This window comes from Bacteroides xylanisolvens XB1A (genome assembly GCF_000210075.1).
GTDB classification, from domain to species: Bacteria; Bacteroidota; Bacteroidia; order Bacteroidales; family Bacteroidaceae; genus Bacteroides; species Bacteroides xylanisolvens.
In genome coordinates, this window is record NC_021017.1 from 4781727 (window position 1) to 4797997 (window position 16271).

The 16271-nt window shown below is 49.9% G+C and carries 13 protein-coding genes and 3 pseudogenes; 4 read left to right on the forward strand and 12 right to left on the reverse strand.

Annotation, left to right across the window (positions count from 1 at the left end; all coding sequences use genetic code 11):
• Together BXY_RS18425 and BXY_RS18430 are read left to right on the forward strand one after the other, a co-directional pair.
• Positions 1–433, forward strand: a pseudogene (locus tag BXY_RS18425) (conjugal transfer protein TraG); the annotation flags it as partial.
• A 173-nt stretch (positions 434–606) separates the two neighbouring features.
• A pseudogene (locus BXY_RS18430) lies at positions 607–1347 on the forward strand (DUF4099 domain-containing protein); the annotation flags it as partial.
• Here BXY_RS18430 and BXY_RS18435 read toward each other — a convergent pair.
• Positions 1334–1540, reverse strand: a pseudogene (locus BXY_RS18435) (carboxypeptidase-like regulatory domain-containing protein); the annotation flags it as partial. The pseudogenes BXY_RS18430 and BXY_RS18435 overlap by 14 nt on opposite strands.
• 451 nt (positions 1541–1991) lie before the next feature.
• Here BXY_RS18435 and BXY_RS18440 point away from each other — a divergent pair.
• Positions 1992–3182 carry a site-specific integrase gene (locus BXY_RS18440; RefSeq protein WP_004315066.1) on the forward strand — a complete coding sequence of 397 codons (1191 nt, stop codon included), beginning with the start codon at positions 1992–1994 and terminating at the stop codon, positions 3180–3182.
• Positions 3183–4024: 842 nt separating this feature from the next.
• On the forward strand, positions 4025–5065 hold the full coding sequence (locus BXY_RS18445) for an ATP-binding cassette domain-containing protein (protein ID WP_243442502.1): 1041 nt from the start codon (positions 4025–4027) through the stop codon (positions 5063–5065).
• A gap of 118 nt (positions 5066–5183) precedes the next feature.
• On the opposite strand, the gene BXY_RS18450 is transcribed toward BXY_RS18445, so the two are convergent.
• From BXY_RS18450 to BXY_RS18500, 11 genes are all read right to left on the reverse strand, one after another.
• A complete protein-coding gene (locus BXY_RS18450) occupies positions 5184–5354 on the reverse strand; it encodes a hypothetical protein (protein WP_015532627.1) in 171 nt (56 codons plus the stop codon).
• A 210-nt stretch (positions 5355–5564) separates the two neighbouring features.
• The gene (locus BXY_RS18455) at positions 5565–6113 is read right to left on the reverse strand and encodes a RagB/SusD family nutrient uptake outer membrane protein (protein ID WP_208946853.1); all 549 of its coding nucleotides are present in this window, start codon (positions 6111–6113) and stop codon (positions 5565–5567) included.
• Positions 6114–6154: 41 nt separating this feature from the next.
• Positions 6155–6415: a hypothetical protein gene (locus BXY_RS18460; protein WP_192912722.1), complete on the reverse strand. Its 261-nt coding sequence runs from the start codon at positions 6413–6415 to the stop codon at positions 6155–6157.
• Entirely contained in the window at positions 6369–6635 is a 267-nt protein-coding gene (locus tag BXY_RS18465) for a hypothetical protein (protein WP_015532628.1), read from the reverse strand. Before BXY_RS18465 ends, BXY_RS18460 begins: the two co-directional genes overlap by 47 nt.
• 27 nt (positions 6636–6662) lie before the next feature.
• Positions 6663–6914, reverse strand: coding sequence for a hypothetical protein (locus BXY_RS18470; protein WP_009039940.1), 252 nt, complete (start codon positions 6912–6914; stop codon positions 6663–6665).
• 431 nt (positions 6915–7345) lie between these two features.
• Positions 7346–8548 carry an OmpA family protein gene (locus BXY_RS18475; RefSeq protein ID WP_015532630.1) on the reverse strand — a complete coding sequence of 401 codons (1203 nt, stop codon included), beginning with the start codon at positions 8546–8548 and terminating at the stop codon, positions 7346–7348.
• Between the two features lie 117 nt (positions 8549–8665).
• Positions 8666–11200, reverse strand: coding sequence for a fimbrillin family protein (locus tag BXY_RS18480; RefSeq protein WP_015532631.1), 2535 nt, complete (start codon positions 11198–11200; stop codon positions 8666–8668).
• Positions 11201–11269: 69 nt separating this feature from the next.
• Entirely contained in the window at positions 11270–13426 is a 2157-nt protein-coding gene (locus tag BXY_RS18485; protein WP_243442503.1) for a hypothetical protein, read from the reverse strand.
• Positions 13427–13452: 26 nt separating this feature from the next.
• Positions 13453–13653: a hypothetical protein gene (locus tag BXY_RS18490; protein ID WP_015532633.1), complete on the reverse strand. Its 201-nt coding sequence runs from the start codon at positions 13651–13653 to the stop codon at positions 13453–13455.
• 52 nt (positions 13654–13705) lie between these two features.
• Entirely contained in the window at positions 13706–13864 is a 159-nt protein-coding gene (locus BXY_RS18495; protein ID WP_225011880.1) for a hypothetical protein, read from the reverse strand.
• Positions 13865–13914: 50 nt separating this feature from the next.
• A complete protein-coding gene (locus tag BXY_RS18500) occupies positions 13915–16260 on the reverse strand; it encodes a GumC family protein (RefSeq protein ID WP_015532634.1) in 2346 nt (781 codons plus the stop codon).
• Positions 16261–16271 lie beyond the last annotated feature (11 nt).

The window sequence follows — 16271 nt, forward strand, 5'->3', positions numbered from 1 at the left end:
GGCAAAAACGCTTTCAGACCGTTTCGGAAAGGTCTTGCAGAAACGCCAAAGCATGACTATCAACCGGAATGATAAATCAACCTCAATCAGTACGCAGATGGATAGTTTGATACCGCCCAGTAAAATATCTAACTTAACGCAGGGTATGTTTGTGGGTGCGGTTAGTGACAACTTCGATGAACGCATCGAGCAAAAAATATTCCATGCGGAAATTGTGGTGGATAACGAGCAAGTGAAACGGGAAACTGCCAACTACAAGAAGCTGCCCCAAATTATAGATTTCAGGGACGAGGACGGGAACGACCGGATGCAGGAAGAAATACAGGCGAACTACAACCGGGTCAAGCAAGAAGTCCAGCAGATTGTCACGGACGAAATGGAACGGATTAAGAACGACCCCAATTTGCAGCACTTAATAAAAACAGAAGAATAGAAGATTTTTCAGACAAACGGCAGCTTTTTACAGGCTGCCGTTTTTATTGGCAGGGACAAATAAGGACAAACAGGGACTAATGAAGCCACCTATTCCCAAAGCCTTAAATATACTCTATTTCATCCTTACTTTTACTTCCGAAAATTTATTTACTCACTAAAATTCAAAACATTATGGATGTAAACACAGCCAGCCAATCCACCACTGACGAACAGATGATGGATATTCTTCTTGTACTGGATAAGGAGAAAAAGACAATCAGCGCAGTAAAAGGCGTAGATGAAAACGGGGAACTCCAAACCGTACCGCCGGAGAACAACAGTGAACTTTTGAAATTCGACCGTCACGGTGATTTCTTTTCCAACTTCTTTTCCAACATGATGAACCAGTTGAAGAACCCGACCCGTTTTAACTTCTTCAAAATCCCAAAGATTGAACTTCCCAAAATCGAGCCGATAATCAGGGATAATTTCAATCATCCGACACCTGAAAACGAAGCGGGCATAGAGCGTTACCGGGTGACACCTGAAACCGTGAAGCAGGAAGCGAAGAAAGAACAACAGGAAACCCAAGCCCAACAACCACAGCAGCCAGCCAAAGAAGCGGGAGCAATGGCGCAAACACCGCAGCAACCCGACAAAAGCAAGTATGTGATTGACCCGGATAAAGTGGACTGGGAAGCCTTGAAGAATTTTGGTCTATCCAAAGAACAGCTTGAAAAGGCAAAGGCTTTAGAACCCATGTTAAGGGGCTACAAGTCGCCCGGAGCGTTTACCATCGCCGGAAACTATAATTCAGCCATTATGAAACTGGACGCACGTTTATCTTTCCGGCACGACAAAGACGGGAATGTAGTTTTGGCGATACACGGCATCCGACAAAAGCCGGAACTTGAACGCCCGTTTTTGGTACATTCGACAAATTAAAATTACCATCTACATCTGTGATTGTACCTTGAGTGGTACCTTTTACCAACACAGAAGCGCCAACAACTGGCTGCCCGTCTTCTTCAGAAATCACAACGCCTGTGATTTTTTGAGTTTGGGCAGTTACCAGGCCTATGCCCACAAAAAGGCATGCCAATAACAGCATCAATTTTCTTTTCATAAATTCTCTCTTAAAGTTTAACTTTACATTATTTGTATCTTTACTCTAACAATTTGCAAATATATTAATAAAACTGAAACTAACAATTATATTAATAAAAAAAGGTTGCAAATATAACATTTTGTTATTTTATGTGCTGTATTTATGCCGATAAGCATGTTTTTTCTTATTAAAAGCGCTGATTGCTAAAACAGCTAGTAACACTTTGCATGAGCAAAATGCATCTTTTAATATTTCTTTTACTCGTTTTTAGTCATAAAACACCTTTAAAAGCTATTCTTTTTGCTTTTTTCGTGGAAAAGCGAATAAAAAAGTGGCATTTAATTTAAAGTTTTGTGAATACTCGGTTATTTGGAGATTTGTTTTTTTTAGAGATATTAATGCTTATTCGTCTCTGATATAGCACAGAATTACGTCTAATTTGTTCTATTATTAATTTAAAAATGAAAGTATGGAAAAGATCAGTTACAACCTTGTGTTTAACAGAAAGAAGAGATTGAATAAAAAAGGAATGGCGTTAGTACAGGTAGAGGCCTATCTGAACAGAAAAAAAATGTATTTCTCCACCAAAATATATCTCAAACCCGATCAGTGGGATGCTAAACGAAAGATGGTGAAGAATCATCCTAACGCCAATGTTTTGAATCGTATGTTGTATGAGAATATAGCAGCTATTGAGCATACTGAACTTGGATTATGGCAACAAGGAAAGCCAATATCGCTAGATTTATTAAAGAATTCGATTGATAAGCCTCTAAGTAACGGGAGCTCATTCTTAACTTTCTTCAAAGAAGAAGTAGCTAATTCTCTTTTGAAAGAGAGCACCAGACAAAATCATCTTTCCACCCTTGAATTACTTCAGGAATTTAAGAAAGAGATATTATTCACCGATTTGACATTTGAATTTGTGTCCTCATTTGATAATCACTTGCAGTCTAAAGGCTATCACCTTAATACCATTGCCAAGCACATGAAGCATCTAAAACGATATATTAACGTTGCTATAAATAAGGAATATATGGATATACAAAAATATGCTTTTAGAAAGTATAAAATTAAAAGTATAGAGGGAAGTCATACGCACCTGGCTCCGGAAGAGTTATATCGCTTTGAAAATTTACAGCTAACAGGAAGATATACGAGGCTACAAAAAACAAAAGATGCTTTTTTATTTTGTTGCTACGCAGGGTTACGATATTCTGATTTCACCAGTCTGACCTCCGCAAATATTGTTGAATTCCATCAGGAAACCTGGATTATATACAAGTCTGTTAAAACTGGTATTGAGGTACGTCTTCCTTTATATTTATTATTTGAAGGCAAAGGAATCGAGATATTGCAACGCTATAAAGATGATCTTGACAGCTTCTTTAAGTTAAAAGACAATTCTAATATCAACAAAGAATTGAATTTATTAGCAGGCTTGGCGAAAATAGATAAACGTGTGTCATTTCACACCGCCCGGCATACAAATGCCACCTTATTATTATATAGTGGTGCCAATATTACTACGGTACAAAAGCTATTAGGACACAAAAGTGTGAAGACTACACAGGTATATGCAAATATAATGGATATAACAGTGGTACGTGATCTTGAGAAAACGGCCTCATCAAAAAATAATAATAGGTACAAAAGCTAGATGAAAGTGTTCTGTTTTTAAGATTTAGTTTTAGAAATGGAGGGGCTAATTTTCTCTAATAGAAAGAAAAGTGTATACTTAAATGAAAGAATATGCAATATCAGTTTCAAAAACGCATATACATAACCTAAATACACATCGTTATTACGAATATTATCACTCGTCCCATTTAAAGGAATAAAGTGTTCCTTTAAAAGGAACGAGTCATTGGTCGTAGAGAAGCCCTTGCTTTCTTTAAAAGGAAAGGATTAAAAGCTAATTTATAACTCTGATAGCCTCTAATAGCTATTAGAATCCGGCATTTGGGGTTCTTTCATTTTAGCGTCAGATAAATGATAAATACTTCTTTTTACATAATTAGATGTAATTACACAATCTCTTTGATACAGAAAAAGCATATAACCATCCAATATGAATATTCATCAATCATATTCTCTGCGATTTTGGAGAATATTTGAATCCACCCCTGCATATTTTAAAATATACAGTAATAAAATATGCATTTTTTCATCTGGAGTTTTTCTTTTTCTTAGATTATCGTTTGCTAATGAATATATTATTATAGTCAATAATTATTGGATATAATTTAGACAAGAAAACCATCTTCAACAGTTAAGATGGAAATAAGTTTTAGCCTATATCATATAAGACAAGAACTTAAATAATTAATTAATAGATGGTTATGCCCTATTTTTGATAGAAATCTGGTATCATAAATCTGCAAATTAATATGTTTGGTAGGTATTTAACATATTGATAATCTGCATAATAACTACAACAAAAGATTTATTGCCGAAGGAAAGTAAACATCGTGTATATTATTAGTAATCAAGATATTATAGTTGTATTTCCGCACCCTGATTTCCGTCCTGGAATGCACCCCGGTGGCAGCGGACACGATGTCCTCACTCCAGTCGGGGCTGAAACGGCTGGTGATGCGGCGCAACTCATTTTCCATCTTTTCAAGTATCATGGTGCAGGCGGGGTTCGCCCTCGGCTATGTGACCGCTTTCGCATGGGGAATATACGGGCTGGACATCGGTACGGTAACATTCGGCACGCTGGCCGCCTTCCTGCAACTGGTGGCGCAGGTACAACGCCCTGTCGTGGAGCTGGCCCGGCAGGTTCCGGTGTTTATCGGCGCACTGACTTCCGTGGAGAGGATAGACGAGCTCAACTCCATGCCGCTGGAGGAACAGGGCGAGCCTGTCATCCTGGGTGGCAAGGCTGGTGTCCGTGTGGAGAATGTTACTTTTACCTATCCCGGCGGCAGACGTAAGGTGCTGGAACATTTCACATACGATTTCAAGCCGGGGAGCCTGACCGCCGTGCTCGGGGAGACCGGCAGCGGGAAGAGTACGCTGGTACGGCTGATACTGGCCTTGTTGCAGCCCGACGGGGGAAACATCACGCTGTATGACAAGACCCGGCCCGTGCCCGTTTCTCCACTCACACGGGGGAATTTCGTGTATGTCCCGCAGGGGAATACGCTCGTCAGCGGCACATTGCGCGACAACCTGCTGTTGGGCAATCCCGAAGCTACCGACGGGCAGATGCGGGAAGCGTTGCATACGGCGGCGGCCGATTTTGTACGGGAACTGCCGCAAGGACTGGACACCCCCTGCGGCGAGATGGGAACGGGCATAAGTGAGGGGCAGGCGCAACGCATAGCCATCGCGCGCGGACTGCTCCGCCCCGGTAACATCGTCCTGCTGGACGAGCCCACCTCCTCGCTGGATTCCGATACCGAACGGACGCTGCTGGAACGGCTTTCACATACCATTCAAGGCAAGACCCTCATCATTATCACCCACCAGGAACAGACGGCACGGCTCTGTAACGCCGTTATCAGGATGCATCCGGTGGGCTCCCCCGGCAAGTGACGCCTACGTGAGACTGCGGGATGGCCGGGAACGGGGCCGATCGCGCAGGTATAAAACAAAAGCAGGGAAGTCCGGGGCTTATCCCGGCTTCCCTGCCGACGGGGAGGCGGCATCATTGCTATGCGTGCAGTCCGACTGCCATATCAAACTGGTTGGATGTTGAGATGAAATTATGGCACGCATGCCCGCTTCCCTTCGTATATAATTCCTTATCCGGATGATACGCCGCCTCCCGATGACGGACAGCCGCGGTATGAATTCCGATAAATACGGTATTCCAAATATCCATATCCGAACCACGCCTGGCCCGGATATGGATAAGCAAACAAAACAAACAAATGATAGCGGATTTAATTCGTACAGCCGGAAATACCACATTCCACGGCTGTGGTATGAACCCGCCAGGGGTATATATTGTTCTGACAGTGTGTCGTATTCATGGTTCATACAGTTCCTACAGGGCGGAATTGTCCATGTCTTGTGCCGCACTTCCCTGTTGTCAATATCCCGGATTTTGCGTAAGCGCGGGCAAAAGGTTTATTTCGGATTGCGGAAAAGGCATGAGAAGCTCGTAGGCTTCGCATCCGGCCACGGCCTGTGCCTGCCCGGTCCGTTTCAACATGATCCAATAGCCCCAGTCTTGCTTCCGCGTTTTCCATTCGTCCGGCAGGGCCGACTTGTCCGCAGTGTCCTCCATACCGGCCTCTTTGAGCAGCAGGGCGGTTTTCGCGGGTGTATAGTTCGCAAGGCTTTCACCGAAAACACGGTACATTTCGGGCCCGGACGATTCCTCGACCGCAATGCTGAAATCGGACTGACAGTCGCGAAGCAGGTATCCCGCCTCGTCATTGTAGCCCAGGCTCAAAGCGATTTCGGCACGGAGGGCCTTGACGGTCTCCATAGTGATGCGCCACCCGCCTTCGGGCAAACGGGTGATGTCTTGCAGTTCATTGAGCAGTCCCCAACAAAGGTCTTGCGGTGACCGTACGGGGGAATGCAGGATTTCATCGTAATTGTTGGAAGTGGCGGGCACCGTAATGTAAGGCACACTGCCTCACAGTTGTGACAGGTTGTAATAGACCATGCATCTCAAGGCTTTCGCCTCGTTGATGTAAGCGGTACGCTCATAGGAGCCGTCAAAGGCTTCAAGGCATTTATCACCATATTGGCGTTGCTGATGACAAGGTAGGCCGCACTCCACACATCGGCCACATGACTGTCATACGGAGTAATGACGGACGCAGGGTGTTCATCAAAGTCTTTCCCCGTAAGCCTTATCTTCTCCAGCAGCAACTGCCTGTACTCATAACTCCGTAAGTTGCTGTAAATGCCAAGGATTGCATTTTGCACAGCTTTCCTCTTCCCAGAAACTTTCTTCCTCGTTGGGATAGATCGGAGCCGGTTCTAATACATCACAATTGTTTTCCACCTCCTTTCTCAGCTCGTTGATTTTTTCCTCGCCTCCATCGTACCGGGTAAGCATGACGGCGGAATCACCATCGGTGAGCGACATGCTGTTGCCCGTAATGCCTGCCACCGCGACAAGCACTTCCCCTACTGCGAGTTTCATGGTAAGCAGATTCTCTACGAGCGTGTATTAGAACGACATGCCTTCCACCGTCCATCCCGTATGATATCCGGTCACATCTGGTATTGACGAGTAGGTGTAAGTCACCAACTCCCCTGTCCCTTCCTTGTGAAATTCAACGGTATAAATCGTTCCGTTCTCGGTGCTGTACCAGTTTCCGGTCAAACCGCCCTGCACGATAACATCCTCGTCGGAGTCGGAGCAGGCAGCGAGTACAAAGGCGCACGCCATGAAACATAAAAAAGTGCATATATTCATCATAATTGTATAACAGATGGTTTGTATTCAGATCATAATTCATAATACCATGTCAAGAAATCCTTCCGGAATGACAATTGACAGGTTAATAATTTTTTTTTCTGACAAATAGAAATGTAAGGAAGACAGAGTCTTCCGCCTTCCTTACAATCCCCGCGCTTTTCACAAAGGACGGGGAAGGTCTCTTCTAACATTTTTAGGTCCATTCCGCCGGACTCCTCCGGAAAATGAACATGGGGTAACCCATGTGCTTTTCACAAAGGACATAGGCTTTAACATCTTTTTACTTCCCCGGCTATATTTGTTTTCCGGCCGGGAAACGGAAATATGCGGCCTGTCTGAAATCCGGTCTTGTGTATGGAAATCCGCGTCAGGGCTTTCGCCCTGCCTGACGGCTGACCGGAATCGGACAAGTTCCTATATGAACAAATGTTTTATTCCCCACGTGTGATAACCGCACGGCTCAAACGCGGGTCGTTGTAGAACATGTTGTCCACACCGCCCTTGTAGTCGATACGGAGCTGTTTCTCGCTGACGCCGAACTCTTTCACCAGGCAGTTGTAAACGTTCTCAGCGCGTTCCTTGCTCAGGCGTTCGTTGCCCTTGCTGCTGCCCGTTCCCGCATCGGCATAACCGGTGATGGTATATACGGTTTCCGGATCGCCCGACTTGATGATTTCGGCCAGCAGACCCAAGTCGGCGCGCGCCTCGTTGCTCAGCTTTGTCTTGTTGATCTTGAAGGTGACGAGGTTGGCGGCGGCAATCTTCTTCACGATGGTCTGTGCCTTCTGCCTGTCGCCATCGGCAAGGGCTTTCTTCAAGCGGTCGTTCTCCACGCTCATGTCGTTCAGTTTCCGGCGCATGCTTTCCAGGTCACCGTAATTGTAACGGTAAACGGTCTTGCTGCGGTCCCAGCCGCGTTGCTTGAACTTGTACGTCAGGCCGATGGTGGCGGAAAGGTTCCCCTCACCGAAACGGCCGCCGCCCTCACCGTCGAAACGGTCGTTGACGAACATGCCGCGCACATCAAGGTTCAGGGCCAGCGCATCGCAGAAGTGCCAGGAAGTCAGGATACCGAGGTTGGCGCTCACCTCCTTGGAAGATGGAGAGTCATAGACACGTGCCCAGCCGAGGCCGGCATAAGGACTGAGATCCCATTTGCGGTTCTCATTATATCCGCCAAAGAGGTTCAGGACATTGAAGAGCACATCGGCGTGGAGGTTGCCCATCTTGTATTTGGAATACTGGAGGTCGTCGCCCGGCACGCCGGCCCATCCGGGCACATGTTTGCCTGTCCCGTGGGTGATGTCGCATTCCCAGTCATCACGTGTGGCACCCTTGCTTTTCAGTCCGCTGTACATGAAGCGGACACCGATTCCCGGAGTGAACCACTTGCCGATGGCAATATCCAGTGCCGGGGCAATGCGGTCGCCGAAGTCTATTTGCTTGTCATGGTCGCCAAAATATACCTGCCCACCGGCACCCACGCTGATGAACCAGTTGTCCCAGAAACGGTTGGTTTCCACCTTGTACTTGTCCGTGCTGTACTCCACCTTTTCTTCCGTATCGGAAGTCTGTGCGAAGGCCGGACAAAGAGCCACTGCGCACAAGGCGGTCAAAAAGATTTTCTTAGTCATATTCAATCAACTGTTAATGATTTGTTTCTTTATATTACTCTTGGCACTGATAGCCTCTGAAAAGTATTGATGCCAAGAATAAGAAAGTTTTTTGCTTGAAAGCAAGAGACAGGCTTACTACTTTTTCAGCCTTACGACAAAGGTGCCGTGTGCCGCAAGTGAGCCGGTCAATGATGACGAAGCAGAAAGGGTTCCTGCGTCTTTCTGTCCGATAAGGTCTCTTACCGAATAGGATGTGCTTGGGTCAAGAGCATCGTAGTCGGTCATAGAAATGGTATAAGTCGCAGAGTTATCGCTGAGGTTGACAACGGCAATCGCTACATCGCCATTGGCAAGGTCCTTCTGATAGTAATCGATGCCATTGGCACTCTTGATATACTCAGCACCCTGTCCCAGGGCATCTTGGTTGATGGCGATAAGCTCTTCGTTCTTGACAAGCGCGAGGTCGTGCGCCAAGTCGGCCGAACTCATATCCTTGGTCATGTCGAAGCCCAGAAGGATAGGAGAACTCCACATGCACCACATGGCAAACGAGGTCTCGGCTTCGGTTGAAGTGAGTCCACCCGCCTGATTGTAAACGCAGTCGCTCGACGACTGGCCGCTACCGCGGATACCGACGCAAATCATGTCGGCATCGTTGTAACGGTTGATTCCGACATACGGCCAAAGGTGGCGCATCAGTACGATGGTGTTGTGCACACCCACGCCGTTAGCATTCTCATCGCCGTCATTCTTTTTACCAAATAGGCCGCTGCTGATTTTGCCCCACCAGCCGTCGCGGTGATCATAAGTCATGCGCCAGCAGGTCGCACCGGTCTCGGCACCCCACTTCCATGGGTCGTGGATACCCCATTCGCACATGTACAGCATCAGACCGCGGTCTTTGAGCGCCTTGCCCATCTTGGTGTAGAGTTCCTGCGCCTTACCGGACGTGTTCCAGTAACTGCCCAGGCCGTCATATCCATCAACAAAGCTCGATGAAGTTGCACCGGTAGGAGCCATGTCAAGGTCATAATACCAGTCTTCTTTCACGAAGTCATAGCCCCAGTCCTTATAGTCCTGTGCATGGAGTTCCTCGTAGCCGTACGATGCGAAGTACTTCTCGCAGGTCTTGGTTCCGCAATCGGTATAGATACCGGCTTTCAGACCGTAGTCGTGAATCAGGTTCGCCATGCGCGCCATGCCGTTTACGCCATTCGTCGTGGGAAACTTGCTTTCATCGGGAATCTGGTGGCCGTTGTCGTTCTCACTTTTCACCTGCCAGCAGTCATCTACGCCGAAGTATCTGTAACCGGCGTCAATAAGGCCTTTTTCCTTCATTCCTACAAGCTGGCTCGCGAGGATGTCGTAGCCAATCTTGTCTTTAAAGACATTCCAGGTCTGCCAGCCCATCATGGGGGTGGGCGACTGGAGATCGGCGGCCCGGGCGGCCACGTGGAACTTGATGCCTTCTTTATAGGTAGTGCCCCCTACGGTGAATTCCACCGAATAGACATAGTCGCCGGCGGTGGGAGCCTTACCTTCCACAAGGCAGCGGCCGGCGTTCCAGGTCAGTCCCTCCGGCAGGTTGTAGACACGCTTGACGCCATCCTTTACGGGCACAACCGCATGATATTGCTGCGAGGTGCTTTGCGGCACGCGGATTTTGTGCATGAAGGGTTGCCCCGCAATGGCAAAAACGGTGTTGGCGCATGCCAGACGGCTCTGCAGGCCGGTCACCCAAGCGGCGTTCTCCTCCTTGGCATCGGGATTCTCCTCCATCGTCCACTTGTCTTTGAAGCGCGACAGGGTGAGAGGTACCGTGTAATAGGTATTGGACTTGAACGCATCGGCTTTCATCGTCTCGGTGAAGGTGATGATGTGCAGGTTGGTCTTGATCTGAATGCTGATTTCCGTCCCCGCAATGCCCGTGACGGGAGCCACGTTCATGTAGCCGTGGAAGGTGGAGGCGGACAGTTCCGGCGTATCCGTCCATTCCATTGTCACGGTGGAGGCATCGGTGGCCGGCGTGAAGGTGACGGCACGGGTGGAAAGGTCACAAGTGAAGCCGCCGCCGAGCTGCTTGCCGGGGACGGTGAGCGACACGCTCAGCAGCCTTTCACCCGCCACGTCGGTGCCACCGGCGTTGATGTCGAACTTCAAGAAGGCGAAGATGTGCTCGAAAGTGAATCTTGAGGCGGAGCTGCCTTGGGGGGTGCCCACCTTCCAGTCGCCTTCCAGTTCGCGGGTGGCGGTGGAATAGTGCTGGGTCAGCGGCAGCATGCCCTTGAAAGCCGTGGGAGTGGTGCCCGCCGTCTCCGTATAGGGATAGTAGGCATACAGGGGAGTCTCACCGTTCTGGAGATTACCTGCGAAGGAGGTCTTGTCGGTCTCCTGCTCACTTTGGTTGGTGAAGCAGGCATTGGCAGTCGTGGCGCTGTACACGCCGATCCGGTCGGCTGGCAGCCAGTTGATGCCAATCTCTCCGGATGTATACGCTGTGGGATCGACAGCCGTACGTGTCGCTGGCTCTTCAAGTGTAGGAGCTGGGCAAACAGCCTCGATTATGGTGTTGCCTCCCGGTGATAAATCTTGGTCGTAGGCATTACAAGCTATCAGGAATGCCGATGCGGCCAGCACGGTTATTGCGTTTGCAATTGATATCTTTTTCATCTATTTTCTTTTCTATAGAATTAGTTTGCAAGGCTGCACGGCCCGTGTAGCCTTGCAGGTAAAAAGGAATCAGAATACAGTACCACCGTTGGCAATACCCTTCGTGTCACCCGAAGGCTTTGCCTTGGCAGCGGAACGGCGGGCGAGCTTGAACTCCGGATCCGCGTTGTGCTCAATCACGGCCTGGATGCCTTGAGTGGTAGTCGCCTCAGTGCCTACGCAGTTGAACATTACCCAACCCCATGGCTTCAGTGTCGGTTTGTCGATGTTAAGCCAAAGTGCGTTAAGGGTAGAAGCGACTGTTGAAGTAGTGTAAGAGCTTCTATTATTACCACCGCCGCAACCTCCCAAATAGGTCATCGAGAAGTTACGATGTTCGGTTGATTCGTAATTCTGCGCGTATGCGGTAAGAACGGCTGTCGCGTTTGCTTGAACGCCGTCTCGCCAATTATAAGAATAGAGAATTATACCAGTTCGTATCGGATTGGCACAATCAGAGTAGATGAGATTCATGCCACTGCCGTCCAGAGCCCAAGCCGATATGCCACCGGCATTCTTATCAGGTTGAGCGCCATAAGGCATGGGCGAATAATACGGGGCGGTTTCAGCAGCTTGCTCATAGGTATTCATCCATACATTGGCTTTGGACAGTTGGTTCCACGCATCGGTGTATTCACCGTTAAGCTGCACCTTGATAATCACTTTCCCCTTGACGTCACCGATGGTGGTGTTGGGATTGATACCGGTTGGAATCAGTCCCATCTCTCCGGCTTTGTCAAGCACGACTTTCAGGCGGCTGTACAAAGTGGACAACTGTGCCGTAGTTATGCCGCTAATCCAGTCGGAGATGGCGAGCACGCAGAACTCATCCTTGTGGGTTCCGGACATCTCCTTGTGCAGTGCCATCAGTACGTCGCCGAGGGTCCAGGAACCACTGTTGTCAGATTTCAATACGCTATTACCATCAGAATCAGCGATACCCACCGACGTGGATCCGCCATCTATCGAAGAGGTCTGATCGATGGTATTGACATGGCACTGGAACACACGCACACCGGCATTGAACTGGTCTTTCAATTCCATTGTCTGGGTCTTCTTGTATGTGTCCGACATCAGATAGTTGAACGACAGCGCGGAACCCGGCAACGAAATCTCGGAAAGGTAGATGTTCGGATCGAGCTGCGACAGCCAAATCGTGTAATCGAACTTCAAATCTTTAACGTTAATCTTCGGAAGTTTCACGAAATGAATCTGCTTCGGCTTGAAGCTGTTCATATTCAAATTCTTGGTCATGGTCTTTGACTCTGCAGTCACGACCTTTACCTTAAGCGACGTGACATCCGGATTCGGAATCATGAAGGCGCGCACCTTGAGCAGGCTCCCATCGCCCATCATGACACCCACCTTGTCGCCACTGGCATCGGCAAACTTAGTGTCGACTGTTATGCTGTTCGAGGCATCGGCATCGAAGACAAATTTATCGTTTTTGTAATCATACATAAAGCTACCGGCAATAGGAGCGTTTGCCTCGATGATGACCGAGGTGATGCGCACCTTACTCTGTGTATTGCTCCCGGTGGTGCCGTTCACGGTGATGTCAACCATCGATGCGAAGGGTTCGAACTCCAGATTCACGGTCTTCTCGGTAGCGGGATTATAACCCGTTTTCTTCGCGATCATCAGCGCGCAGTCCATGTCAGCGGTAGTCTGGAACTCACCAACCGCTTCGTCCGTCATCACTTCCGTGGTGGAAGCCGTCTGTCTGTCGGGCATTGTGGCAGAAAGCGATGTGTCCTTGCCGCTACCCGACTTTACAGCCTTTGCCGGATACATGGCATAGAAATCGTAATTCGAAACGCCATTTGTCTGCACGCCAACATCGCCGTCTTTGGCAACCGGAGCCGGCTCTACCATGTCCTTCGTGGCCTGGACGGTGTACGAAGCCTGATTGGCGCTTGCCAACGCCTGGGGGGAATAGATGTAGATGTGGTCATACAAAGAAGACTCATAGTTCCAGAAAATCTTCCAGGAGGTAGCGTCCGGATTCGCCACATCCGCGGGATCGTAATAGGTGCGCGTCCGGTTAGACTCAACCGTGGTGCCGAAATCGAATTCCGTACCTTCCGGCAGGGGATCGCTACCCGACATATTGTCATCTGTACAACCGGCAAAGCTTAAAGCCAGCAAAGACCAAGCAAGAGCCGGAATCAAAAATCTCTTATTCATATTCATTCAGATTATGTTCTTATTCATTAGTTATTATCCCAAGAATCATTAGTAAAGTCATTCGCTGTTCCAAAAGATTGGTTGACTTCCTGAGCCGTAGTTGTTGTACCGGGCGACTGAGCCGTGTGATTAGTAGAGCCGCACAGGTTTCCTTCCAATTCCACCTGAGTTTTCTTCGTGGAAGGAGACTCGTAAGTTTTTAAGCCTTTGTTTTCATTTTCGTCCATATACTTTAATGTTTTAAAAAGTTAATGTATCCTTATTTAGTGATAAGCTGCCTTATACGGCTTCCGTATAGGGCAGCATACGCCCCCGTATCTGTAAGGGAGGTTCCGTCATCGCCTCCGGACTTGTCCCGGGACCTCTTGACGGGGCTGTGCCGGCATGGATTGTCTTTTCCGGCCACCCGTTAATCTGATACCTGATTTCTTGTGTCATAATGTAATTATATTTAAAAAGATTAAACGTAAATGCTTGAAGTATATCGGTCATTTCCTTCTCCCGTGTTTCCCGTATCCGTAACCATAGCCATACCCGTATCCATATCCATATCCGTAACCGTAGCCACGGCGGTGCGGGCCCACCCCGTTGAGGATAATTGCCATGTTGCGGAGCTTGTTATCGCGGTAAAGCTCCTCCATGTCGGGCAGCAGGCGGCGGTCCAGGCGGCCGGCGCGCACCACGAAGATGGTGAGGTCGCTGATGCGGTTGGTGATAGTGGCGTCCGCCACGATGCCCACGGGGACATTGTCCACGATGATGTAGTCGTAGCGTTGGCGCAGTTCCTCCACCATCGTGTCAAGCCGTTCGTCCATGAGCAGCTCCGCAGGGTTGGGTGCCACCGTACCAGATGAGATGATGTCAAGGTTGTCGAATTTCCCATCGGTGTGGATGATGTCGTCCAGGCGGATGGAGTCGTCGGCCAGATAGTTGGTCACGCCCACCGGGTGTTTATGGAAGTGGCGGCTCAGGGTGCCCTTGCGGATATCGAGGTCCACCAGCACCACACGTTTCCGGGTGAGCACGAGGCTCATGGCAAGGTTGCGGGAAATGAACGTCTTTCCCGCACCTTCATTAAACGAAGTGAAGGTGACGACTTGCATCGGTTTGTCTTTTTTCACCATGAATGTCATGTTGGTGCGCAGGATGCGGAAACTCTCGGCCAGCATGCCGTCTTCCTCGCCGACGGCAACACCCGCTTTCGCCGCCTCCTTGTCCTGCGGCACTTCGCCGAGGAAAGGAATGCTCACCGCGCCCTTCAGGTCCTTGCGGCTGTGTACCCGGGTGTCCATGAAGAGGATCATGAGGAACACCACGCCGGGGACGGCCAGGCCGACGAGCACCCCGAGCAGCAGGATGCGGTTGCGCACGGGTGAGATGGGTCCCGCGGGTCCGTCCACGCTGTCGATGGTGCGCGCGTTGTTGTCGGCCATCGCCTGCGAGAGGGCGTTCTCCTCCCGCCGGTTGAGAAGGAACATGTAGAGCGCCTCCTTGATTTTCTGCTGCCGCTCGATAGAGAGCATCTGCCGTTCCTTGGTGGGCACGGTGGTAAACCGCGCCTGTGCCTGCTCCTGGCGGCTGCGCGCGTCGTTGCGCTTCATGTTGATCCCCACAATCATGTTGTCCACCGCACGGATGATACTCTGCCTCAGGGCGTGTATGCTGTTGTTAAGCTCCTCCACCACGGGGTTGCTCTCGCTGCTGTCGGCTATCAGCTTGTCGCGCTTCAGCTTCAGGGCGTTGTACTGGTTTATCTGCCCCTCCACGGCGGCGTCGCTGATGCCCGTCCCCGAGGGGATGAGGTCACGGCTTTTCGTGGGGTCGGTGAGGTACTCCTTGATGAACCGCGCCAGTTTCAGCTGGGTCTCCTGCTCCAGCGCGTCGGCGCTGTAGGCCTGTGCCTCGCCCATGTAGCGGCCGGCCAGCGAGCCGATGTCCATCACCTGGTTGTGCTGCTTGAACGATTCCAGCTCGGTCTCCACGCCGCCAAGCTCCCGCTCGATGATGAGCAGGCGCTCGTTGATGAACTCGGAGGTGTTCACCGCCACCTGGTTCTTGTCGTTGACGGCTTCCTCGTTATACACGTTCACCAGCGTGTTCAGCACGTCCTCGGCACGCAGGGGCGAGCCGTCCTTCAGCGAGAGCACGAGGATGGACGACTCGTCCTCCTCCTGCCGGATTCCCATGCTGCCCTGGAGGCGTCCCGCCACGGCGTTCAGCGGGTTCTTGACGACGTGGATCTCGCGGCCCGTCCACGACTTGCCCCAGTGGTCGGTACCCGTCACCAATATCCGCTCGCCGCCGACGGCCAGCGTGTCGTTCAGCCGCACCTCATAGCTCTCCCCGGCGGCGGGCAGCCCCCCGAATCCGGAAAGCGTCACCGTCGCATCGTCCTTGGGCGTCACCACGAACGAGATGTGCCGTTCGGGCAGCAGGTTGATGAAGGAGACGTTCACCGGAGACAGCGTATAGAGCTCGTTCATGCGCAGCCCGCTCTCCACACGGTAGTCCACGTCGGCGTGCAGGCGCTGCACCACCTCGCGCATCAGCCGTTTGGAACGGAACTGGAGAATCTCGTTGGCCACGTTCACCTTGTTGATATAGTTGTCGTAGCGGTCGAGCCCCGCCGTGGAGGTCTTGTTGGACGGGTCCTTGATGATGACCGTGACGGAGCGGAAGAACACCAGCGGGGATTTGGCGTAGTGGTACCACGCCATCCCCCCGAAAAGCAGCACGGACAGCACGAACCACTTCCACTTCGACAGCAGATAGACGGACAGGTCCACTAAGTTGACGCCCTGTTCGTTCTTGTTGGATAAACTGTTGTTTTGCATAATTCAGAGAT

Bases quoted from the DNA above. Each gene is read 5' to 3' on its own strand.
- BXY_RS18440 (WP_004315066.1), top strand. From the start codon at position 1,992: ATGGAAAAGATCAGTTACAACCTTGTGTTTAACAGAAAGAAGAGATTG.
- BXY_RS18450 (WP_015532627.1), bottom strand. From the start codon at position 5,354: ATGGATATTTGGAATACCGTATTTATCGGAATTCATACCGCGGCTGTC.
- BXY_RS18465 (WP_015532628.1), bottom strand. From the start codon at position 6,635: ATGAAACTCGCAGTAGGGGAAGTGCTTGTCGCGGTGGCAGGCATTACG.
- BXY_RS18470 (WP_009039940.1), bottom strand. From the start codon at position 6,914: ATGATGAATATATGCACTTTTTTATGTTTCATGGCGTGCGCCTTTGTA.
- BXY_RS18475 (WP_015532630.1), bottom strand. From the start codon at position 8,548: ATGACTAAGAAAATCTTTTTGACCGCCTTGTGCGCAGTGGCTCTTTGT.
- BXY_RS18480 (WP_015532631.1), bottom strand. From the start codon at position 11,200: ATGAAAAAGATATCAATTGCAAACGCAATAACCGTGCTGGCCGCATCG.
- BXY_RS18485 (WP_243442503.1), bottom strand. From the start codon at position 13,426: ATGAATAAGAGATTTTTGATTCCGGCTCTTGCTTGGTCTTTGCTGGCT.
- BXY_RS18490 (WP_015532633.1), bottom strand. From the start codon at position 13,653: ATGGACGAAAATGAAAACAAAGGCTTAAAAACTTACGAGTCTCCTTCC.
- BXY_RS18495 (WP_225011880.1), bottom strand. From the start codon at position 13,864: ATGACACAAGAAATCAGGTATCAGATTAACGGGTGGCCGGAAAAGACA.
- BXY_RS18500 (WP_015532634.1), bottom strand. From the start codon at position 16,260: ATGCAAAACAACAGTTTATCCAACAAGAACGAACAGGGCGTCAACTTA.